The sequence below is a fragment of the Streptomyces sp. CA-251387 genome (assembly GCF_050936625.1).
Classification (GTDB): domain Bacteria; phylum Actinomycetota; class Actinomycetes; order Streptomycetales; family Streptomycetaceae; genus Streptomyces.
Window position 1 is genome coordinate 1463050 of record NZ_JBNJMJ010000001.1, and the last position, 21574, is coordinate 1484623.

General features: G+C 68.7%; 19 protein-coding genes, 1 pseudogene and 1 riboswitch. Of the genes and pseudogenes, 5 read left to right on the forward strand and 15 right to left on the reverse strand.

All coding sequences use genetic code 11. From position 1 onward, the window contains the following. Positions 1-26 precede the first annotated feature (26 nt). The 4 genes from ACQEV2_RS06385 to ACQEV2_RS06400 form a co-directional block, all read right to left on the reverse strand. Entirely contained in the window at positions 27-791 is a 765-nt protein-coding gene (locus ACQEV2_RS06385) for a carbohydrate ABC transporter permease (protein WP_433054234.1), read from the reverse strand. A 62-nt stretch (positions 792-853) separates the two neighbouring features. After that, positions 854-1858 carry a carbohydrate ABC transporter permease gene (locus ACQEV2_RS06390; protein ID WP_433037461.1) on the reverse strand — a complete coding sequence of 335 codons (1005 nt, stop codon included), beginning with the start codon at positions 1856-1858 and terminating at the stop codon, positions 854-856. Positions 1859-1864: 6 nt separating this feature from the next. Continuing rightward, entirely contained in the window at positions 1865-3160 is a 1296-nt protein-coding gene (locus tag ACQEV2_RS06395; protein WP_433054237.1) for an extracellular solute-binding protein, read from the reverse strand. A 329-nt stretch (positions 3161-3489) separates the two neighbouring features. Further along, entirely contained in the window at positions 3490-3729 is a 240-nt protein-coding gene (locus ACQEV2_RS06400; RefSeq protein ID WP_433037464.1) for an SAV_915 family protein, read from the reverse strand. Between the two features lie 828 nt (positions 3730-4557). Between ACQEV2_RS06400 and ACQEV2_RS06405 the strand changes: the two are divergent. The 4 genes and pseudogenes from ACQEV2_RS06405 to ACQEV2_RS06420 form a co-directional block, all read left to right on the forward strand. Further along, positions 4558-4848 (forward strand): annotated as a pseudogene (locus ACQEV2_RS06405) (amino acid transporter); the annotation flags it as partial. Positions 4849-4950: 102 nt separating this feature from the next. Continuing rightward, the gene (locus ACQEV2_RS06410) at positions 4951-5472 is read left to right on the forward strand and encodes a hypothetical protein (RefSeq protein ID WP_433037467.1); all 522 of its coding nucleotides are present in this window, start codon (positions 4951-4953) and stop codon (positions 5470-5472) included. Positions 5473-5903: 431 nt separating this feature from the next. Continuing rightward, positions 5904-6299 (forward strand): TOBE domain-containing protein, encoded by a 396-nt coding sequence (locus tag ACQEV2_RS06415; protein WP_433037470.1) that lies wholly within the window; start codon positions 5904-5906, stop codon positions 6297-6299. 104 nt (positions 6300-6403) lie between these two features. Then, positions 6404-6823 (forward strand): TOBE domain-containing protein, encoded by a 420-nt coding sequence (locus ACQEV2_RS06420; protein WP_433037472.1) that lies wholly within the window; start codon positions 6404-6406, stop codon positions 6821-6823. 175 nt (positions 6824-6998) lie between these two features. Here ACQEV2_RS06420 and gcvP read toward each other — a convergent pair whose 3' ends face one another. Continuing rightward, complete coding sequence (gene gcvP, locus ACQEV2_RS06425) at positions 6999-9884, reverse strand: aminomethyl-transferring glycine dehydrogenase (RefSeq protein ID WP_433037475.1); 2886 nt, start codon at positions 9882-9884, stop codon at positions 6999-7001. Positions 9885-10062: 178 nt separating this feature from the next. Continuing rightward, positions 10063-10158: riboswitch (glycine riboswitch) on the reverse strand. Positions 10159-10272: 114 nt separating this feature from the next. On the opposite strand from gcvP, the gene ACQEV2_RS06430 reads away from it, so the two are divergent. Next, positions 10273-10680 carry a PRC-barrel domain-containing protein gene (locus ACQEV2_RS06430; protein ID WP_433037477.1) on the forward strand — a complete coding sequence of 136 codons (408 nt, stop codon included), beginning with the start codon at positions 10273-10275 and terminating at the stop codon, positions 10678-10680. A gap of 615 nt (positions 10681-11295) precedes the next feature. On the opposite strand, the gene ACQEV2_RS06435 is transcribed toward ACQEV2_RS06430, so the two are convergent. The 10 genes from ACQEV2_RS06435 to ACQEV2_RS06480 form a co-directional block, all read right to left on the reverse strand. Beyond that, complete coding sequence (locus tag ACQEV2_RS06435; protein ID WP_433037480.1) at positions 11296-12762, reverse strand: DNA polymerase IV; 1467 nt, start codon at positions 12760-12762, stop codon at positions 11296-11298. 119 nt (positions 12763-12881) lie between these two features. Further along, positions 12882-13538, reverse strand: a complete 657-nt coding sequence (locus ACQEV2_RS06440) for a MerR family transcriptional regulator (protein ID WP_433037482.1) — start codon at positions 13536-13538, stop codon at positions 12882-12884. Between the two features lie 263 nt (positions 13539-13801). Then, positions 13802-14275: a bifunctional nuclease family protein gene (locus ACQEV2_RS06445; RefSeq protein ID WP_004002801.1), complete on the reverse strand. Its 474-nt coding sequence runs from the start codon at positions 14273-14275 to the stop codon at positions 13802-13804. Between the two features lie 85 nt (positions 14276-14360). Continuing rightward, positions 14361-15098, reverse strand: a complete 738-nt coding sequence (gene ftsR, locus ACQEV2_RS06450; RefSeq protein ID WP_433037485.1) for a transcriptional regulator FtsR — start codon at positions 15096-15098, stop codon at positions 14361-14363. Between the two features lie 41 nt (positions 15099-15139). After that, positions 15140-15673, reverse strand: a complete 534-nt coding sequence (locus tag ACQEV2_RS06455) for an FHA domain-containing protein (RefSeq protein WP_433037487.1) — start codon at positions 15671-15673, stop codon at positions 15140-15142. Between the two features lie 430 nt (positions 15674-16103). After that, entirely contained in the window at positions 16104-16946 is an 843-nt protein-coding gene (locus ACQEV2_RS06460; protein WP_433037490.1) for a DUF881 domain-containing protein, read from the reverse strand. Between the two features lie 5 nt (positions 16947-16951). Then, entirely contained in the window at positions 16952-17284 is a 333-nt protein-coding gene (locus ACQEV2_RS06465) for a small basic family protein (protein WP_003988855.1), read from the reverse strand. Further along, positions 17281-18192 (reverse strand): DUF881 domain-containing protein, encoded by a 912-nt coding sequence (locus tag ACQEV2_RS06470; RefSeq protein WP_433037493.1) that lies wholly within the window; start codon positions 18190-18192, stop codon positions 17281-17283. The genes ACQEV2_RS06465 and ACQEV2_RS06470 overlap by 4 nt, the downstream gene beginning before the upstream one ends. A gap of 98 nt (positions 18193-18290) precedes the next feature. Beyond that, the gene (locus ACQEV2_RS06475; RefSeq protein WP_433037495.1) at positions 18291-20786 is read right to left on the reverse strand and encodes a sugar phosphate nucleotidyltransferase; all 2496 of its coding nucleotides are present in this window, start codon (positions 20784-20786) and stop codon (positions 18291-18293) included. A 91-nt stretch (positions 20787-20877) separates the two neighbouring features. After that, the gene (locus tag ACQEV2_RS06480; RefSeq protein ID WP_433037497.1) at positions 20878-21510 is read right to left on the reverse strand and encodes a CDP-alcohol phosphatidyltransferase family protein; all 633 of its coding nucleotides are present in this window, start codon (positions 21508-21510) and stop codon (positions 20878-20880) included. Between the last annotated feature and the right edge of the window lie 64 nt (positions 21511-21574).

Sequence of the window (21574 nt, forward strand, 5' to 3'; positions counted from 1 at the left end):
GTGAGCCGTACGTCCGCCTGCGCGCGTCATCCCTTGGTGGCGCCGGCGGTGAGGCCGCCGACGAGCTGGCGCTCGGCGACCGAGTAGAAGGCGAGGGCGGGGACCATGGCCAGCACCAGGTAGGCGAAGACCCGGGCGTACTCCGCGGAGTACTGGCCCTGGAACTGCTGCACGCCGATCGGGATGGTCCACCAGGTGTCCTCGGTGAACACCAGCAGCGGCAGGAAGAAGTTGTTCCAGCTGGTGACGACCGCGAGGACGGAGACGGTGCCGAGCGCGGGCCGCGCCATCGGCAGCAGCACCCGCCAGAAGAACCCGAACGAGCTGCACCCGTCGAGCGTGGCCGCCTCCTCCAGCTCGCCGGGGATCTGACGGAAGAAGCCCCGCAGGATGATGATCGTCATCGGCAGTCCGAAGGCCGCCTGCGGGAGGATCACGCCGAGCGGGTTGTCCAGGAGGCCGAGGGAGCGCAGCAGCAGGAACAACGGCAGGGCGGCGACCGCGAAGGGGAACATCAGCCCCATCGTGAAGAGCGTGAACAGCGCCTCCCGGCCGCGGAAGGCGAACCGGGCGAAGGAGAAGGCCGACAGCGCGGAGACCGCGACGACCAGGACGGTCGTGCCCACCGCGATCAGCGTGCTGTTGCCGACCAGCCGCCAGAAGTCCGTCGAGCCCAGGATCCCGGTGTAGTTGGAGGTCACCCATGATTCGGGCAGCCCGACCGGGTTGCGGGAGAGCTCGTCGGTGGACTTGAAGCCGGAGAGGACGGCGTAAAGCAGCGGTACGACCATGACGGCGCCGACGGCGACAAGGATCACGTGCAGGGGCAGGGTGTTCCTGCGGGACTTGGCGCTCACTTGCCGTCTCCCCTCATCGTCGTGGTGGCCCCTTCCAGGTCGCGGCGGAGCACGAACCGCTGGTAGGCGAGGGCGAAGACGAGGCTGATGCCGAACATGACCACGCTGATCGCGCTGGCGTAGCCGACCTGGTAGCGCTTGAAGCCGTACTGGAACATGGTCACGGCCATGGTCTCGGAGTGGTGGTCCGGGCCTCCCGCAGTAGTCACCCAGACCAGGTCGAAGAGCTGGATCGCCCCGATGACGGACAGGAACACGCTGATCCGCAGGGTCGGCGCGAGCAGCGGCAAGGTGACGCTGCGGAAGCGCTGCCAGGGCCCGGCGCCGTCGATCAGCGCGGCCTCGGTCAACTCCCGGGGCACGGCCTGGAGTCCGGCGAGGTACAGCATCATGTGGAAGCCGAAGTACTTCCACGTCATGACCAGGAACAGTGTCGCCATGACCATCGACGGGTCGGCGAACCACTCGCCGCCCAGCCCCTCCAGTCCGACGGAGCCCAGGAGCTGGTCGGCGAGGCCGTCGCAGGGCGCGAAGATCATGCTGAACAGCACGCCCGTGATGGCCTCGGACAGCACGTACGGCGCGAAGAACAGCATCCGGTACACCGCCCGGCCGCGCACCTTCTGGTTGAGCAGTACGGCCATGGCGAGCGCGAACGGCAGCTGGACGGCGAGCGACAGCACGACCAGCACCAAGCACCGCCACATGGCACCGAGGAAGACGGGGTCCTGGAAGAGCCGGGTGAAGTTGTCGGTGCCGATGTAGTCGGACGGCATGCCGAAACCGCCCCAGCGGAAGAAGGCGGCGTACAGCGCGAACAGGATCGGCAGCAGGACCAGGACGAGGAAGAGCAGGAGGGCGGGCACCTGGAATCCGACCGCGGTGAGCCAGTGCAGCGCGCGCCGCCGGGCCCGCCCCCGGGAGGCGCCGGCGGACGGGGGCGGGAGGTCGACGCCGGGGCCGGGCTGCTTGTCGGCGTACGGCAGGAACGTGGAGGTCATCGCCGGCTACTGCTCTTCCTTGGCGGTCTTCGTGATCGACTCGCTGACCTGCTGGGGAGACTTGGACCCGGCGATGAGCGCGGCCACGCTGTCGTTGACCTCCTGGCCGACGGCGGGCGCGTAGGCCTGGTCGAGATAGAGCTGGAAGCCGGTGGCGGCCTTCAACTGGGCCTGTACGGCCTTGATGTTGGGGTCCTTGATGGCGCTCTCGGCCGCCGGCACGACCGGGAGGACGCCGGTCTTCGCGACCAGTTCCCGGTCGGTGGCCTCCGAGGCGAAGAACTTGAGGAAGTCGACGGCGGCCTGCGGGGCGCCACTGCGCAGGGCGTGTCCGCCGCCCCCGCCGAACACCTCGGTGATCGCGCCCTTGCCGCCCTCGACCGCGGGGAACGGGAAGAAGCCGAGGTCGTCACCGAGGCCCTTGCCGGCGTCCGCCTGGACGACGGGCGCCCACTGGCCCATGAGCTCCATCGCCGCCTTGCCGTTGCCGACGGCCGCGGCCTGGCCCGTGGGCGTGGAGTAGGCGGCGCCGAGGAAGCCCTTCTGGAACGGCTGGAGGTCGACGAGCTCCTGGAGGTGCTGTCCGGCCTCGACGAAGGCGTCGCCGGTGAAGTCCTTGTCGTCGTAGGCCTTCTGCAGGGCCGAGGCACCGGCGGTGCGCATCGCCAGGTAGGCCCAGTAGTACATGCCGGGCCACTTCTCCTTGCCCGCCAGGGCGAGCGGGGTGGTGCCCTTGCCCTTCAACTCGCGCACGGCGTCGAGGAAGCCGCTCCAGGTGGTCGGCGGCTCGGTGATGCCCGCGTCCTTGAAGAGCGCCTTGTTGTACCAGAAGCCGATCATGCCCATGTCGAACGGAATGCCGTACACCTTCTCGTCGAGCAGGTACGGCTCCTTCGCGACCGGCAGCAGGCCGTCGGCGAAATCTTTCGTGCGGTCCGTCAGGTCCTCGACGAGCCCGGCGTCGACCTGCTGCTTCAGGACCCCACCGCCCCAGGTGTGGAAGATGTCAGGCAGCTTCCCGGAGGCGGTCAGCGCCGTCATCTTGGACTTGTAGGCGTCGTTCTCCAGCTGGACGATCTTTATCTTCACCTTGGGGTTCTGGGCCTCGAACTTCTTGGCCAGCGCCGCCCAGACGCCCTTCGTCGGCTCGGTGGTGGAGATGTTCCACCACTCCACGGTGGTCGTCCCGTCCGACGACCCTCCGTCCGAGTCGCCGCCGCAACCGCTCAGTGCCGTCATGCCCAGACCGGCCGCGGCGGAGGCCGCGAGGAAGCCGCGGCGGGACAGTCCCGGGTCGCCCATCATGCGCTCCTTGAGTACGGGACGGCACGTCCACGGCCGTCCACTGGACCGAAACTTTCGGACCTGGTCCAGAAAGCTGCGTTGTTGCCGCACCCTAGAGACAGCTGATGAACGGTGGCAACCCCTTGTACGTGGTGAATCTGCCGCCAACCGGCTGAGGCGAAGGTGCCCTTGAAGGGTCAGGAACCCGGCGACCGCGAGCGGTCCGGTCTATGGTGGTCTCGCATCTCAGACCGGACCTCATTCCGCCATGGAGATCGAAACATTCGACTCAATCAGCGAACATTACGGAGCGGAGTTGCGCGAGGTGCTCGACCGTCGGGTCTCCCTCAGCCGATTCGCAGCGCGGGAAGGGAAGCGATGGGCTCGGTCGGCGTGGGAGCCGGTGCCGCGAACTGTGGATCCAGCGTGAGGGTGGTGACGCCGAGCGGTGCCGCCAGTGCACGCAGCGCGGGCTCGGCAAGCACGATCCACGGCTGCCCCGGGCCGAGGGTGGCGGTCAGCCGCTGCTCGGAGGTGAAGCCGACGGCCGTACGGTCGCCGAGAGGCGTGCGGAAGAGGCACGTCACGCACCCCGACGGTCCCGGCCGGACCGGAACATACAACGGGCCGGCCGGGCATCGATCAGTGGGCTCCGGGTCGTCACCGGACAGGATGTCTGACATGGGATGCCTCCGGGAGGATCCGAGATGGATCGGGCGAGGAGATCGGCCCCGGACGCGGGGAGGCGGGCCGGGGCCTGCCCGTGACGCTAGGCCCGGCGCCGGGAGGTGCGGCCTGCTCATGACGCGATGCTGACGGCGATCGGCCGGACCCTGGCGGAATGCTGATGACGCACGCCGCCCGGCGACCGGCGAAACGGCAGTCGTGGGTACGCCGAGAAGCACCGCAGGGCCGGCAGAGAGCCGCATGCGCCCATGACGCTGCGTGTCCATCGCCGCGAGGCGGCCACGCCTCATCCCACAGAGCCCACCGGGGCGCGAACAGCCCTGGAGCTCGGTGGTTGCTGTGCAGCCGACGCCGCCCCGGACAGTCTTAACGGAAGCTTGACGCCCCCCAGCCCCCGATCCGTGGGCCAGCACATCACTCTCTGCTTATGCTGGTCCCGCCGTCCACGTGAGGGCCGGCATCGCACGCCGTCCCGCACCTCAGGAGCACGCCGATGGCCACAACTGAACACCCGCCGCCCAGTCGCCTGCGCGCCCGGATGCTGGAGGGCTTGTCCGACATGGGCAAGGGCCACGGTCCCCAAGGGCCGCATGCCGAGCCGGAGCCCGTGGACGAGGGCCGACCCTGGTACCCACACGCCGGTACACGGGCAGGGCGCCGGCCAGCGTGACCAACGGCCGCGCGCTCGCCTTCCTCGCCCACGAGTACCTCGGTGGCGCCTTCGGCACGAGTTCGAGGCCGGTCTGACGGTCCGCGGCGAGGTCATGCACAACCGCTACCGCGTCCTGACCCTGGAGTCCTCCTCCATCCCCAACGCCCTGGCGGCCCTCCTCCTGCACGTCCGCGACACGACCGGCTGCATCCCGCACATCTACTTCGAGTGGACCGAGGGCAACCCCTTCGCCAACTTCCTGCGCTTCTTCCTCTTCGGCCAGGGCGAGGTCGCCCCGGTCACCCGCGAGGTACTCCGCGAGGCAGAACCGGACCGCGAGCGCAGGCCACGCGTCCACACCGGCTGACGCCGCCTCGGGCATCAGGATCGCGTCAAGGATGAACCGTAAGGCGTCAGAGCACCGTCGACGGCGGTCACTTCGGCGGCGGGGCGCCGTACCGTCTGCACTGTGGCAGGAAGCAGACCGCGTGCCGCTCTGACCGACGACCGCCACTGGCGTGGCAGCGCCCGGTTCGCCACGGGCTGCGCTGTGGCCTTCCTCGGCATGACCCTCCTGGTCGACCTGGACGCGGAGACACTGACCCCGCCCCGGGCCCTGCTGTGGCTCGTCATGACCGCCGTGATCTTCACGGTCCTGCTCCCTCAGCGGGTGACAGCGGGTCCTGGATGGCTGGAGGTCCAGGGGCTCGTGCGACGGCAGTGGGTGCGTACGGACGCGCTGGTGGCCGTGCGGCAGTACGGCGACATCTCCGCGCACTTGATCCTGCGGGACACGGACGGCCACCGCCTGGAGCTGGACCCCCGGACCCTGGTCGCCAACCCGCTGCTGTGGCACGAGCTGGACACCGGGGTACGCCGCTCACGCGAACACGGAACGCTGGTCGAAGGGACGGACGTACTGGAGCAGTTGGGGCACCAGATCGACGACGTGACGACGCGCGCGGTGCTCAGGGCGTCGGGCATCTTCTGAACGGCGTGCGCCGCGCAGGACGTACCAGGGCCCCTCGTAGGTGATCCGCCCGGCGATCTCGACGCGCAGGACGGCCGAGGCCAAGGAGGTCGTGCGGATCGAGCATGCAGGGCGGTTCGGTGACCCTCGACTTCACTGCCCGCACCTTGGGTGGGCGAGGGGTGGAGCAGGCGAGCGCGTCCGGCCGGTGACGCCGATGACGCCACCACTCGTCCGCTTTCTTCAGCCGACCGTCCCTCGCCGCGGTGTTCAGCACATCCACGACGCGGTCCGGGTCCGCGTCGGAGGCCCGCGGCCCCGTACGCGAGAGCTCAGCCGACATACCCTCACCCCGATCGCATGACACCCACCACACTGACGCTCTATCGCGTTATATCCAACGGCCAACCCCCCGCCCGCAGTTCCCGGTCGGTGCCCCTATCGTGACCGGCATGCACTCCTACACGATCGGCCAGGCGGCGCGGCTGCTCGGCGTCAGCCCCGACACCGCCCGCCGCTGGGCGGACGCGGGCCGTGTGGCGACCCACCGCGACGAGACCGGACGGCGCCTCATCGACGGCAGGGACCTCGCCGCGTTCTCCGTCGAACTCGCCAAGTCCGGCACCGGCGAGGAGGAGACCTCGTACACCTCGGTCCGCAACGCCTTCCCCGGCATCGTCACCGCGATCAAACTCGGCGACGTGGCGGCCCAGGTCGAGATCCAGGCCGGCCCGCACCGGCTGGTCTCCCTGCTCACCCGGGAGGCGGTCGAGGAACTTGGCCTGGAGGTGGGCATGGAGGCCACCGCCCGCGTGAAGTCGACGAACGTCCACATCGACCGCACGTGAGCTGACAGCACGGCGCACTACGGTAGGGATCGGGATCTCAAACCACCACAAATCCGGCCCAAAACCAAAACCTCACAAACCCCCACCGTCTGCGAGGCGCCCCCATGAGCCTGAGCATCCGCAATCAGCTCCCCGGCACGGTCACCGCCATCACGCCGGGCGAGGTCATGGCCACGGTCAAAGTCCGCCTCACCGGTGGCCAAGACCTCACCGCCGCGATCACCCTGGAGGCCGTCGAGGACCTCGGCCTGACCCCGGGCACAGCCGTGAACGCCCTGGTCAAGGCGACGGAGATCTCCCTGGCCACCGCCCCGGTGGAGGGTCTGTCCATCCGCAACCAGATCCCGGGAACGATCACCGGCCTCGCCACGGGCGCCGCCATGGCGTCGGTCAGGATCGCCGTGGAGGGCGGCGCCCTGACCGCGGCGATCACCAGCGACGCCACCACCGACCTCGCCCTGTCCCCCGGAGTCCCCGTGGTGGCCCTGGTCAAGGCGACGGAGGTGGCCCTGACCACGGCGTGACGCACCAGGACGCGCAGCACACGCGAGGACGCGCGAGCACACGCAAGGACCTCCCAGCACACGCAAGCACGAGAACGCACAAGGGCTCCGCCCGGCCAACTACGGCCAAGGCGGAGCCCTTACTCACCTTCGTCGGCCCTTACCCCACCTACGTCGAGGCGTCGGCCCGTGAACGTCAGTCCTCGTACGCATCCAGCGGCGGGCAGGAGCACACCAGGTTCCGGTCACCGAAAGCCTGGTCGATCCGGCGCACCGGCGGCCAGTACTTGTCGGCGGCCGACACACCGGCCGGGAACACGGCCTCCTCACGGCTGTATGCATGCTCCCACTCCCCGCCCAGCGCGCCGGCGGTGTGCGGAGCGTTCCGCAGCGGATTGTCGTCGGCGGGCCACTCGCCCGACCCGACCTTCTCGATCTCCGCACGGATGGCGATCATCGCCTCGCAGAACCGGTCGAGTTCGGCCAGGTCCTCGGACTCGGTCGGCTCGATCATCAGCGTCCCGGCCACCGGGAACGACATCGTCGGCGCGTGGAAGCCGTAGTCGATGAGCCGCTTGGCCACATCGTCGACGCTCACACCGGTCGCCTTGGTCAGCGGCCGCAGATCGATGATGCACTCGTGCGCGACGAGCCCGCCCGGCCCGGTGTACAGCACCGGGTAGTGCGGCTCCAGCCGCTTGGCGACGTAGTTGGCGGACAGCACCGCCACCTGCGTGGCCCGCTTGAGCCCCTCGCCGCCCATAAGCCGGACGTACGCCCACGAGATCGGCAGGATCCCCGCGGAGCCCCAGGGCGCGGCCGAGATCGGCCCCACGCCCGTCTCCGGCCCCGCGGCGGGCTGCAGCGGGTGGTTCGGCAGATACGGCGCCAGGTGAGCGCGCACACCCACGGGCCCGACGCCCGGACCGCCACCGCCGTGCGGGATGCAGAAGGTCTTGTGCAGATTCAGGTGGGAGACGTCGCCGCCGAAGTGCCCCGGCTTGGCAAGCCCCACCAGGGCGTTGAGGTTGGCCCCGTCGATGTACACCTGACCACCGGCCTCGTGCACCTGGGCACAGACGTCGCCGACGTGCTCCTCGAACACGCCGTGCGTCGACGGGTACGTGATCATCAGCACCGACAGCTCGTCCCGGTACTGCTCGATCTTCGCCCGCAGGTCCTCGACGTCGATCTCGCCGTCCTCGGCGGTCTTCACGACGACGACCTTCATGCCGGCCATCACGGCGCTGGCGGCGTTGGTCCCGTGCGCGGACGACGGAATCAGGCACACGGTCCGCTGCTCGTCACCATTGGCCCGGTGGTACCCGCGTACGGCGAGCAGCCCGGCCAGCTCCCCCTGCGACCCGGCGTTGGGCTGCAGCGACACCTTGTCGTAGCCGGTGACCTCGGCGAGACGTTCCTCCAGCTCACGGATGAGCGTCAGATAGCCCTGCGCCTGCTCGGCGGGCGCGAAGGGGTGCAACTGCCCGAACTCCGGCCAGGTGACCGGCTCCATCTCGGTGGTCGCGTTGAGCTTCATCGTGCAGGAGCCCAGCGGGATCATGCCGCGGTCCAGCGCGTAGTCCCGGTCCGCGAGCTTGCGCAGGTAGCGCAGCATCGCCGTCTCGGAGCGGTACTCGTGGAAGACGGGGTGCGTGAGGTACTCGTCGGTGCGCTGCAGCGCGTCCGGGAGCGTGTCCTCGGTCTGCGCGTCCAGCGCCTCGATGTCACCCTCGACCCCGAAGGCCGTCCATACAGCGCCCAGCTGGGTCCGCGTGGTGGTCTCGTCGCAGGCGACGGACACGTGGTCGGCGTCGACGAGCCGCAGGTTGACACCGTTCTGCCGGGCCGCGGCGACGACCTCGGCGGCCTTCGACGGCACTCGTACGGTCAGCGTGTCGAAGTAGGAACCGTGCACGACCTCGACCCCGCCGGCCGTGAGCCCCGCGGCCAGGACCGTGGCGTACCGATGGGTCCGCCGGGCGATGCCCTTCAGTCCCTCGGGCCCGTGGTAGACGGCGTACATCCCCGCCATCACGGCGAGCAGCACCTGAGCGGTGCAGATGTTGCTGGTCGCCTTCTCGCGCCGGATGTGCTGCTCACGCGTCTGCAGGGCGAGCCGGTAGGCCTTGTTCCCGTCGGCATCGACGGACACCCCGACAAGCCGCCCGGGCAGGCTGCGCGCGAACTTCTCGTGTACGGCCATGTAGCCGGCGTGCGGCCCGCCGAAGCCCATCGGCACACCGAACCGCTGCGTCGTCCCGGCCGCGATGTCCGCCCCGAGCTCCCCGGGCGACTTCAGCAGCGTGAGCGCGAGCAGATCGGCGGCGACGGTGACGAGAGCACCGAGTTCGTGCGCCTGCTCGATCACGGGCTTGATGTCCCGTACGACACCGGAGGCGCCCGGGTACTGGAGGAGCACGCCGTTGATCTCACGCCCGGCGATCTCGGCCGGGATGCCGTCACTGAGGTCGGCGACCACGACCTCCACACCGGTGGGCTCGGACCGGGTCTCGATCACGGCGATGGTCTGCGGCAGCACATCCGCGTCGACCAGGAACAGCCCCTTCTTGTTCCGGCCCATGCGCCGGGACAGGGCCATGGCCTCGGCCGCGGCCGTCCCCTCGTCGAGCAGCGAGGCACCGGAGGTCGGCAGCCCGGTGAGCTCGGCGACCATGGTCTGGAAGTTCAGCAGGGCCTCGAGCCGCCCCTGGGAGATCTCGGGCTGGTAGGGCGTGTATGCGGTGTACCAGGCAGGGTTCTCCATGACATTCCGCAGGATCACCGGCGGCGTGAAGGTCCCGTAGTACCCGAGCCCGATCATCGAGTCCAGCACCTGATTGCGGTCGGCGAGCGACCGCAGCTCAGCGAGCACCTCGGCCTCGGTACGCGCCCCGGGCAGATCCAGCGAGTCGGCGTTCTTGATCACATCCGGAACCGCGGCGGCGGTGAGCTCGTCGAGCGAGCCGTATCCGACCTGGGCGAGCATCTTGGCCCGAGCCTCAAGATCGGGACCAATATGACGCTGCTCGAAAGGGATTCCCTGTTCGAGCTCGGAGAGCGGAATGCGATGGGCGGTCATTGCGGAGGCCTCCTGGTCTGACGCGACCTTCGAGGGGCACCACGGCGCGGGTACCCGGACGGCCTCCCCCTCTGTCATCTCAACCTGAGAGCTTCACCGGGTCACCCATGAGGGTTCCCGGCTTTCACCGTCGGTGAGAGCGGAAGCCGTCGACACCCGCCCTGCTTTCCAGAGTGACCTCGTCCGTGCGGTACGTGGGCCTGAGAGATTCCGGGGAGGATTTGCTCCTTCGGCGCCTCCGATGGTGTCTGGAGGACTCTCCCGCACAGGGTCAGCAGCCGCTAGCAAGCCTACCAGCGGGGTCAACGCACGCTTCTTCGAGTGGCCGCCCACCCGGATGTGCCTTTTCGTAGTGCTAACGGATGAGTTGCGACCAAGTGGAGGGCCCGTGCAGACCGACATCGATCCGCGCAACCTGATCGGCCGCAAGGCCTTCGACCGCAACGGCACCAAGATCGGCACCATCGACGAGGTCTACCTCGACGACGCGACCGGAGTGCCGGAATGGGCCGCGATACGCACCGGTCTCTTCTCCCGGGACGCCTTCGTCCCCCTGGAGCCCAGCGAACTGGTGGAGGGCAGCCTCCGCGTCCCCTTCGACCGCGCCCTGATCAAGGACGCACCCGACTTCGGCGTCGGCCGCCACCTCTCCCCCGAACAGGAGCTCCAGCTCTACCACCACTACGGCCTGGACGTGGCCGCTCCACCCCCAATCCCGGACCGGGACTTCGGCAAACTGGCAGGCACGGAGCCCCCGAACGACAAGGGCCCCAAGACCCCGCATCCACACAGCTGACCACGATCAACGCCGCCTGTCCTTCCCCCAACCCACAGGACTCCCACTCCCACTCCCAGCCACCCCCCCCCGGCGCTGGCCAGCCGCACGATCGAGACACTCACCCACCAGACGACGTCCCACGCCAACGCCCCCGCGGCCTGCCACCCCGACGACAAACGCCCGCCCAGCAGGGAACGCCGCCGTACGCCGCAGCTTCACCAAGCCGACACCCAGCCACTTCACCCCCACGGAGCTGCGCCCGTCCCGCCGCCGACCCCAAACAGCTACAGCCAGCCGTGCCACCAAGCCGCCACCCACCTGACAGACGTCATCCCGAGCCGACACCCGCCCGACTCTGCCACCTGCCCGACCCCGACACCCGCCCGACCCCGGCGGCCGATGCGGCACAAGGCGCCGCCAGCTGGCACACGGCGCTTCTCATCCCACGCAGCAGCAGCCAGTCACACCACCGGAGTCCAGCACACCCGGAACCCCCTCTCCCACATAGCTGCGGGCAGTCGTGCCGCTGGGGCGGCACCGGGGGGCGCAGCGGCACCCCGCTGGCACACTCGAGCGAACCCACCTGGGCCAACCCCATCGCCGGGCGAGCAACAAACCCGGCACACCCCCGCCCTACCCAGGCACCGCAGGCGCCTCCCCCAATCCCCCACTCTTCGCCTCCCCCGGCCCGACTTCCGCATCCGAAGCCCCATCACCAGCCCGACCACCCCCACCAGCCCCAGCTCTCCCAGCCCCTCCAGGCCTCCTCGACACCAACGGCAGCGGATCCGCCCCCTCCAACCCCGGATCGTCCACCCGAAACGTCCGCACCCGCCCCGGCCCCGACCCGGGCGTCTCGAACCGCACAGTCACCCGCCCCAGCCCGCTCCCCTGCACCCACCCGTGCCCGTACTCGACGTGCCGCACGTCATGCCCCGCAACCCACCGCCGCTCGACAGGCACATCCCGCTGCTCCTCCGCAGCCTCCTCGTGTCCGCCCTCCTCCTCGGCGTACTCGACCCGCTCCCCCGCCGCCTGCGCGAACAGATCCTCCTGCGTGTAGTCGGCCAGACCACTGACCCCGACCCCCAGCAGCCGCACACCCCCCGTCGTGTCCACGGCATCCAGCAGCCGCGCCGCCGCCTCCCGCACCACGGCCGGATCATCCGTCGGCCCCCGCAGCGTCTCGGAACGCGTCAGCGTGGAGAAGTCGTACCGCCGCACCTTCAGCACGATGGTCCGCCCGGACAACCCCGCCCCCCGCAGCCGCCGCACACAGCGATCGGCGAGCCGCTGCACCTCCAGGCCCACCCGAACCCGGTCGTGAATGTCCACGTCATACGTGTCCTCGACCGACACCGACTTGGCCTCCCGCTCGGCCACCACAGGCCGCTCGTCCTGCGCCAGCGCCATGGCATACAGGGCGTGCCCATGCGCCTTGCCGAGCAGCCGAACGAGCTCGTCCTCACCCGCCTCGGCGATCTCGTCGACCGTGTGGATCCCGGCCCGCCGCAGATGGTCCCCCGTCGCCGGCCCCACCCCCGGCAACGTCCGCACCGACATCGGCCCGAGCAACGCCCTCTCGGTCCCCGGCTCGATCAGCACCAGCCCGTCCGGCTTGGCCTGCTCCGAGGCGATCTTCGCCAGCATCTTGGACGCGGCCAGCCCCACCGACCCCGCAAGCCCGGTGACCGCCCGTATGTCGGCGCGCAGCTGCGTCCCCACCAGCCGCGCCGACTCCGCGTCCCAGGCCACTCCCCCGGCCTCCAGATCCACGAAGGCCTCGTCCAGGCTCAGCGGCTCCACCAACGGCGACAGCTCCCGCAGCAGCCCCATCACCTGCTCGCTGATGTCACGGTAGATCCCGAAGCGCGGCACGAGATACGCGGCGTTCGGCGCCAGCCGACGCGCCTGGGCCATGGGCATCGCCGAGTGCACCCCGAACACCCTGGCCTCGTAGGACGCGGTGGCGACGACTCCCCGCGGCCCGAGCCCGCCCACGATCACGGCCTTCCCGCGCAGGCTCGGCTTGGATGCCTGCTCCACCGAGGCGTAGAAGGCATCCATGTCGAGATGCAGGATCGTAGGCGCGTTCCTCACATCTCCGATGCTGCCTCACGCCACTGACAATGCCCTGCTACGACCACTGATCCGCCGACCGCCGAGCCTCGCCACCGACGGCCACCGCGGGGCGCCTCGGCGCAGGTTGTGAAGGCGGCTCAGCCCGCCCGGTTACGCCGCCGAGCCAGCTCGTCCGCCGGATTGTGCCCGATCAGCGTCTCGCCGGTGTCGATCCGCTCCCCGTGCAGCTGCGACAACGCACTCTCGACGTCCCGCCACACCACACCCACGGCGATCCCGAAGATCCCCTGCCCACCCTGGAGGAGCGCGTGCACCTCGTCCGGCGACGTGCACTCGTACACCGTCGCACCGTCGCTCATCAGCGTCATGCGCTCCAGATCACGAAAGCCCCGCTCCCGCAGATGCTGCACGGCGGTGCGAATGTTCTGCAGCGACACACCGGTGTCGAGGAACCGCTTGACGATCTTCAGGACGACGACGTCCCGGAAGCTGTACAACCGCTGCGTCCCCGACCCGTACGCCGGCCGCACGCTCGGCTCTACGAGGCCGGTACGCGCCCAGTAGTCGAGTTGCCGGTAGGTGATGCCGGCGGCCGCACATGCCGTCGGACCGCGGTAACCGATCTGCTCGGATGCCATGGACGCCGCCCCTCCGCCGCTGCTCGGCACGGCCGTCGGTCGCTGCACAGCGTGATCGGCCGAACGCAGCTGAGAGCTCGGGGGAGGGCACGGACTGCTCGCCCCAAGACTGCGTCCGGGGGCACCCCCAGCCATACCGTCGCCGCTGCTGCTCACGCCGACCTCCGTCCTTGACCTGCCTTCTCGACGGTAGGCAGTCACCAGGGGTGCGTCAACGATCGCCACACTCGGCACGCCGAGTGATAATCACCCTAGGAGTGGTTTCCCGCACCCCACCGCGGGGAAAGGCTAGCCGAATGCCCTCGGAGCAGGCCTCGGGACGCACTTACTCGCCGCTGGCAAATGCCGGCATTTGAGCCGTAACCGGCTGTGGGCCGTGCCGTCACGGACCGCGAGTCCGCCGAGCCGCCCACGCCGCCTCACTGACTGCTGGTGCCGAAGTCCTCGGGCGAGATCTGGTCGAGGAACTCGCGGAACTTCTCCACCTCGTCCTCCTGCTCGTCCGGAATCGCGATGCCCGCGTCGTCGAGCACTCCGTCGCTGCCGTAGATCGGCGTTCCGGTGCGCAGCGCCAGCGCTATGGCATCGGACGGGCGGGCACTCACCTCGACCCCGCTGGCGAAGACCAGCTCGGCATAGAAGACGCCCTCACGCAGGTCCGTGATGCGTACTTCGGTGAGCTCCTGGCCGACGGCCTCCAGCACGTCCTTGAACAGGTCGTGGGTCAGCGGTCGCGCGGGGGCCATGCCCTGCTGGGCGAAGGCGATCGCCGTCGCCTCCCCCGGCCCGATCCAGATGGGGAGGTAGCGGTCGCCTCCCACTTCACGCAGGAGCACGATCGGTTGGTTGGAGGGCATTTCGACCCGGACACCTACGACATCGAGCTCGTTCACACAGCAACCCTAGGCCGTGCTCGGGACGTTTGGGTAGTCGAGCAGAGAACGGGCGGCTGATACGGCCTCCCCCGGGCATCCCGGCTCAGGGCAGCCGCACCCCGAGAGCGGTCTGCACGAGCGCGGCGTGCAGCTTCACCGTGAGCCCCGCCAGTTCCTTCGCACGAGCCTCCGCGTGTGCCCTGGTCTGCGGATTGCGGTGCCGCCTGAGCGGCGCCACGACCTGGTCCACGAGCCCGGCCTCACGGTCGGCGGCGGCCTTCATCACCCGCAGATGCCTTGGCTCGATCCCGAATCGCCCCAGCTCTGCGATGAGAGCGGCCACGGTGACCGCCTCCGCGTCGTACACCCCGTCCGGCAACGGACCGATCAGGCCGTACGACTCCCATTCCTCGAGTTCCCGCTCACCGACCCCGGCGGCGGCAAGCAGCTCGGCTCGGCCTATCCGGGCCGCCGGAGACCCCTCAACGGACTCCAGGACGGTTTCGCCGGCACGCTGGCGGCACAGAGTCGGCAGAGCCGCGGCCTCGCCGCGCTCCATGGCGTCCAGGTGCTCACGGATGACCTTGAGCGGCAGATAGTGGTCCCGCTGCATCCGCAGTACGTGCCCGAGCCGCTCGACGTCCTGCGCGCTGAACTTGCGGTACCCCGACGGGGTCCGCCGCGGCTCGACGAGGCCCTCCGACTCCAGGAAACGGATCTTGGAGATGGTGATGTCAGGGAATTCCTCGCGCAGCACGTTCAGGACCGTGCCGATGCTCATCAGCCGACTGTCCGTGGCGGCGGCGCCGTGCCCGGCACCGCCACTCGGTGTTTTCAGCATGGACCTTCCCTGGGTCTCCCCGGACGGCATCCGGGGGAGGGTCAGTAGCCCCGCTGGCTCGCGTAGAAGACCAGCCGGTACTTGCCGATCTGCACCTCGTCGCCGTTGTGCAGAGCGACCTGGTCGATCCGCTCGCGGTTGACGTACGTGCCGTTCAGGCTGCCGACGTCGGCCACCGTGAACGAACCGTCCGGGCTGCGGCGGAACTCCACGTGCCGACGCGAGACCGTCACGTCGTCCAGGAAGATGTCACTCTGCGGGTGCCGCCCGGCCGTGGTCAGGTCACTGTCCAGGAGGAAGCGGCTGCCCGAGTTCGGACCGCGGCGCACCACCAGCAGCGCGGAGCCCAGCGGCAGCGCGTCGACGGCCGCCTGCGCCTCGGGAGACAGGGCCGGAATCGGCGTCTGGCCCGTGGCCTCGGAGTCGTAGGCCTCAAGGCCGGAGATGGAGATCGTGGAGGTGGTCTCGGACGGACGCTCGGGCGCACCGCCCCGCAGCGGAGCGCCGCAGTTGGAACAGAAGCGGCTGTTCTCCGCGTTGCGGTTACCGCACCTCGTACACACCAGGGCCGACATCGGGGAAAACCCTCCACCCGTACTTGAGGTTGACGGTTGCCCGAAACCTATGCCGCCGGACTGGCCAGGGTCAACCGACGGCGCGCCCTGACCTCCGGAAATGTCACCGCCCGGCCCAGGCACCTGGTCCCTGAACAGCGGGCGCTGACCTTCGTCGTCCCCCTGCGCGCGGTGACGAGCGGTCGCGTTGTCGCTGCCCTCTCGCGCGCTCTTGCCGAACAACTTCGCAAACAACTTCACGGGCGATTCCCCTTGACCGAAACAGACCCGCCCGTGGGGCAGGACGAACCCTGACTGAACCTACTGGCCGACCCGGACATCCTCACAACGTCCGTCTCCACCAGACAGTTTCCACCACGCACCACCCATTCGGTGCGCCGACCCCCCGCAACCTCATGCCCTCGCCGGACGTCCCCCATGCACCGCCGGTTCACTGGGAGGACGACCGAGCGTAGTCAGGCCGCTTCGCCGCTCGCAAGGCGTCCACGACGATCTTGTCCGACCGCTCGATGGTCACGGTGGCCTGCTCCTTCTCGAGAGTCTGCACCACGCCTCCAGGGATGTTGAGCGCCGGTTCGAGGTCCTGCGGCTTGCCGATGACCTTGAAACGATAGGGGGCGTTGATCTTGTTCCCGTCGACGCTCACGCTGTTGCCGGAATCCGTCAGATAGGTGCCGGCGACGACGCGTACGCCGTTCACCTGGATCGCCTCCGCGCCGGCCGCGCGCAGCTCCTGGATCGCGTCGAGCAGCATGTCCGCCTCGACCGTCCCCTTCGTGTCGTCGATGGTCATCGTGATGCCAGGTCCCTGCGCGGCCACCGTGCCCGCCAGAATGCCGAGTTGTCTCTCCTTCTCGACCGTCTGCTTGCGGGCCTCCTCGGCCTGGTTCGAGCTGTTCTCCAGCTCGTCGCGCTGTTTCTCGAGACCTTGCTTCTCGTCCTCAAGACGCTGAGTACGGTCATCCAGTTCATCGAGGATGCGAACGAGATCTTCCTGACGTGCGCCCCGCAGCGCGCTGTCCCCGTCGCTGTTCGACGCGACCTGGACGGCGAGGCCGAAGCCGAGGCCGAACAGCAGCACCGCGACGATGAGTTGGGCCCGGGTGACCCTCGGCGGCCACAGCCCCTTCACCAGCCGCTGCCGCCCGGTCAGCTCGGTCCGCTCGGCCTCCTGCTCCCCCGAAGGCGCCACGGCCCCGTCCGCGCCGGCGGGGACCTCTTCGGGCAGCTCCTTGCGCAGCCTGTTCTCGGCCGTCTCGTCGTGATTGCTCATCGCCCTCACGCCCGGAACACGTGCCGGCGAATCGCCGCGGCGTTCGAGAAGATGCGGATGCCGAGGACCACGACGACACCGGTGGACAGCTGGGCGCCCACACCCAACTTGTCGCCCAGGAACACGATCAGCGCGGCGACGACCACATTGGACAGAAACGACACGACGAAGACCTTGTCGTCGAAGATGCCGTCGAGCATGGCCCGCAGACCTCCGAAGACGGCGTCGAGAGCCGCCACGACGGCGATCGGCAGGTAAGGCTCGACGACCGCCGGAACCTCAGGCCGGACCAAAAGGCCGGCCACGACTCCTACGACGAGGCCCAGTACGGCGATCACGATGTGCCCTTCTCGGTTTTCTCGGTGTTCGGCTGTGCTGTACGTACGATCACGCTCGGTGCGGCGGGCAATCGGAGGTCCTCCTGCACGGAGATGTTGGTCCTGATCCCGAAGTTCTCCTGCAGGGCGTGCAGATACAGCCCATCGGCGCTGTCCTGGAACCTGGTGCTCAGCCGCTCCCCGTCCCCCACCGCGAGCACCGTGTACGGCGGCACAAGCGGCTTGTTGTCGACCAGTATCGCGTCACCCGCGGCCCTGATCGCCGACAGGGCCGTCAGCCGCTGCCCGTTGATGGAGACGGCCTCGGCGCCCGACTCCCACAGCCCGTTGACCACGCGCTGCATGTCGCGGTCGCGCACGCGGCCGGTGTCCGAGAACCCGGACGTTCCGCGCGGGTCACCGTCACCCCCCGTGGAGGCTTCCTTCGCGTCGTTCACGACCAGCTTCACGCCTGGCCCGTGCACCTCGACGGCGCCCGCCAGGATGCCCACCAACTCCGCCTGATCACTGTCACCGGTCGTCTTCAGCGCCTCACGCTGCCGCGCGCTCACGTCCTCGCGCAGCTTGTCGACGGTCTCCTCCAGATCGTCCGCCGCCGCGGTCTCCCGGTCGATGCGGTCGACCAGTTCCTCGCGCTCCTTGGCCATGACGGGGGCCGCGACCCGCGCCTGCGCGGCTCCCACGGTCACCACGAGCGCTGCGAGCACCAGCCCGGCGGCGAGCCCAAGCTTCGCCCTGAGGGTCTTGGGCAGGCCCCCGTCGCCTGCGGCCTTCTTCCGGGCGGCGGCCTCGGCGTACCCGTCGTCGAGGCTGTGATCCATGACGTTGGTGAGCAGCGACATGGACGCGTCCGGGCGCGAGGGGGGCGTAGGTGTGCTCCGAACGGGGGGCTGCGGCATGCCGCACATCGTCGCATGTCGCGACCGCCACCTCCGAATGGCCCCACCGGCGTGCCGGACAGGCCCCCTGGGGGACTCCTGTCCGGCACGCGCGCGTGGTGCCTGCCTCAGCGGCCGGCGCTGTCCACGACCGCCGACCACTCGTCGAGGAGTGCCTGCGCGGACGCGTCGTCGGGCCCTTCGGCCCACAGATGGGTGACCGCCTCGGCCGGATCCGGCAGCACCATCACCCAGCGGCCGTCGGTCTCCACGACCCGCACGCCGTCGGTGGTGTCGACAAAACGATCTCCGGCCGCCTCGACGACTCGCCGCATCACAAGCCCCTTCACGGCCCAGGGAGTCGCAAGGTCCCGCTTGATGACATGCGCCCGCGGAATCCGCGCGTCGATCTGGCTGAGCGTGAGCTGTGTCCGCGCCACCAGCCCGATCAGCCGCACGAAGGCCGCCGTACCGTCAAAGACACTGCTGAACTCGGGGACGATGAACCCGCCCTTACCGTCACCACCGAAGATCGTCGTGTCGTCACGACCGACTCGCGTCAGGTCGTCGGGCGAGGTCGTCGTCCACTCCACCTGTGTCCCGTGATACGCCGCCACCTGCTCGGCGATCCGCGTGGTGGTCACCGGCAGCGCGACCCGCCCACTGCGCCGCTCGGCGGCCACCAGGTCGAGCATGACGAGCAGGGCCCGGTCGTCCTCGACGATCCGTCCCTTCTCGTCGACCAGCGACAGCCGCTCACCGACCGGATCGAACCTCACTCCGAACGCGGCTCGCGCGGAGGCCACGATCTCTCCCAGCCGCACCAGCCCGGACCGCCGCGTATCCGCCGACTCCGTGGGCCTGGACTCGTCGAGACCGGGGTTGATGGTCAGCGAGTCCACCCCGAGTTTGCCGAGCAGACTGGGGAGTACGAGCCCCGCACTGCCGTTCGACGCATCGACAACGACCTTGAGCCCGGACTCGGAGATCCCTGTCGTATCGACGTTCCGCAGCAACGACCCGGTGTACGAGTCGAAGACGCTGGCCGGGAAGTGCAGGTCCCCGATCTCTCCTGGGAACGCACGCCGGTACTCCTGCCTCGCAAAGACCCGGTCCAGCTTCCGCTGGCTGGCCTGCGACAGGTCGGCCCCCTGCCCGTCGAAGAACATGATGTCCACGGAATCCGGCACCCCGGGAGTCGTCCGGATCATGATCCCGCCGGCACTACCCCGCGCTGTCTGCTGTCGCGCCACAGGCAGCGGTACGTTCTCCAGGTCTCGTACGTCGATGGCGCTGGCCTGCAGCGCGGAGATGACCGCTCGCTTCAGTGCCCGGGCACCACGGGAGTGGTCGCGGGCCGTGGTGACGGTGGACCCCTTCTTCAGGGTCGTCGCATAGGCGCCTGCGAGGCGTACAGCGAGCTCGGGCGTGATCTCCACGTTCAGGATTCCGGAGACGCCACGCGCACCGAAGAGATGCGCCTGGCCCCTCGACTCCCAGATCACCGAGGTGTTGACGAAGGCGCCGGCCTCGATCGTCTTGAACGGATAGACACGCACGTTGCCCTGCACGATCGATTCTTCACCGATCAGGCACTCGTCACCGATGACCGCGCCGTCCTCGATCCGGGCCGCACGCATGATGTCGGTGTTCTTTCCGACGACGCAACCGCGCAGATTGCTGTGCTGTCCGACGTACACGTTGTCGTGGACAACAGCCTTGTGCAGGAAAGCCCCGCTCTTCACTACGACGTTCGAGCCGACCACGGTGTGCTCGCGGATTTCCGCCCCCGCCTCGACCTTGGCGTAGTCACCGATGTACAGGGGGCCACGAAGAACGGCGTCGGGATGCACCTCGGCGCCTTCCGCCACCCATACACCCGGGGAGATCTCAAAGCCGTCGATCTCGACGTCGACCTTGCCCTCCAGGACGTCGGCCTGCGCCTTCACATAGCTCTCGTGAGTGCCGACGTCCTCCCAATACCCCTCCGCAACATACCCATAGATCGGCTTGCCCTCCTTCATCAACTGCGGGAAGACATCGCCGGACCAGTCCACGGGAACGTCGGGATCGACATAGTCGAAGACCTCGGGCTCCATGACATAGATGCCGGTGTTCACGGTGTCCGAGAAGACCTGCCCCCAGGTCGGCTTCTCGAGGAAGCGCTCGACCCGTCCCTCCTCGTCGACAATCGTGATGCCGAACTCCAGCGGATTGGGCACACGTGTCAGACAGACGGTGACGAGCGCACCCTTTTCCTTGTGGAAATTGATCAACTCCGTGAGGTCGAAGTCGGTCAGGGCATCACCGGAGATGACCAGGAAGGCATCGTCCTTCAACGCCTCTTCGGCGTTCTTGACGCTTCCGGCGGTACCGAGTGGCTTCTCCTCATTGGCATAGCTGAGCTCCATTCCGAGCTCTTCACCGTCACCGAAGTAGTTCTTGACCAGGGAGGCCAGGAACTGAACTGTCACGACGGTCTCATTCAGCCCATGCCTTTTGAGCAGCCGCAGAACGTGCTCCATGATCGGCCGGTTGGCCACCGGCAGGAGCGGCTTGGGCATGCTTGAGGTCATGGGGCGCAGGCGCGTGCCTTCGCCCCCGGCCATCACGACGGCCTTCATGTCGGAAGCGTCCTCCTCTAAGAGACGACGGTCTAGCCGACTTCACCCGTCCAGATTGTCCCGCACTTTTCCCCTGCGGGCCATCGAGCCGCTACGCCCGCTTCAATCGGCGAGTTCCATCGGCCATGGCGTCCGCACGGACAAGGCGGCGGACCTGTACCACGTAGAGGACTCCTGCCCACCAGTACAGCGTCGTACCCCATCCGGCGAACGCCCATCCGAAAATAGCAGCGAGTGACGGGATCCATCCACTTCCGTCACTGAGCAGCAACAGCGGGAAGGCATACATCAAGTTGAACGTGGCGGCCTTCCCGAGGAAGTTCACCTGCGGCGGCGGATAGCCATGACGTCTGAGGATGCCCACCATCACCAGCAGAACCAGCTCTCGCGCCAAAAGTACAGCGGTCAACCAGATGGGTAGAATCTCGCGCCACGTGAGACCGACCAAAGTCGAGAGAATGTAGAGCCGGTCGGCGGCGGGATCGAGCAGCCGGCCAAGGCTGCTGATCTGGTTCCAACGCCGCGCGAGCTTGCCGTCCAGGTAGTCGCTGACGCCGCTCAGAGCCAGCACCAGAAGCGCCCAGCCGTCACTCTTCGGGCCGCCGAACTCGGGCCTGAGAATCAGCCACAGGAACAGCGGCACGCCAACGAGCCGCAACATGCTGAGGATGTTGGGGATGGTGAGGACTCGGTCCGTTTGGACGCGGGTCTCCTGGACCTCCACCCGGGGGCCTCCAGTGGGAAACGTACCTACGATGCCCCCTGACCCTACCTCAACGCAAAAAAGC

Coding starts and splice junctions, on each gene's coding strand:
- ACQEV2_RS06415 (WP_433037470.1), top strand. CDS start 5,904: ATGCACTCCTACACGATCGGCCAGGCGGCGCGGCTGCTCGGCGTCAGC.
- ACQEV2_RS06420 (WP_433037472.1), top strand. CDS start 6,404: ATGAGCCTGAGCATCCGCAATCAGCTCCCCGGCACGGTCACCGCCATC.
- ACQEV2_RS06475 (WP_433037495.1), bottom strand. CDS start 20,786: ATGAAGGCCGTCGTGATGGCCGGGGGCGAAGGCACGCGCCTGCGCCCC.
- ACQEV2_RS06455 (WP_433037487.1), bottom strand. CDS start 15,673: ATGTCGGCCCTGGTGTGTACGAGGTGCGGTAACCGCAACGCGGAGAAC.
- ACQEV2_RS06390 (WP_433037461.1), bottom strand. CDS start 1,858: ATGACCTCCACGTTCCTGCCGTACGCCGACAAGCAGCCCGGCCCCGGC.
- ACQEV2_RS06460 (WP_433037490.1), bottom strand. CDS start 16,946: ATGAGCAATCACGACGAGACGGCCGAGAACAGGCTGCGCAAGGAGCTG.
- ACQEV2_RS06470 (WP_433037493.1), bottom strand. CDS start 18,192: ATGTGCGGCATGCCGCAGCCCCCCGTTCGGAGCACACCTACGCCCCCC.
- ACQEV2_RS06385 (WP_433054234.1), bottom strand. CDS start 791: ATGGTCGTACCGCTGCTTTACGCCGTCCTCTCCGGCTTCAAGTCCACC.
- gcvP (WP_433037475.1), bottom strand. CDS start 9,884: ATGACCGCCCATCGCATTCCGCTCTCCGAGCTCGAACAGGGAATCCCT.
- ftsR (WP_433037485.1), bottom strand. CDS start 15,098: ATGCTGAAAACACCGAGTGGCGGTGCCGGGCACGGCGCCGCCGCCACG.
- ACQEV2_RS06395 (WP_433054237.1), bottom strand. CDS start 3,160: ATGGGCGACCCGGGACTGTCCCGCCGCGGCTTCCTCGCGGCCTCCGCC.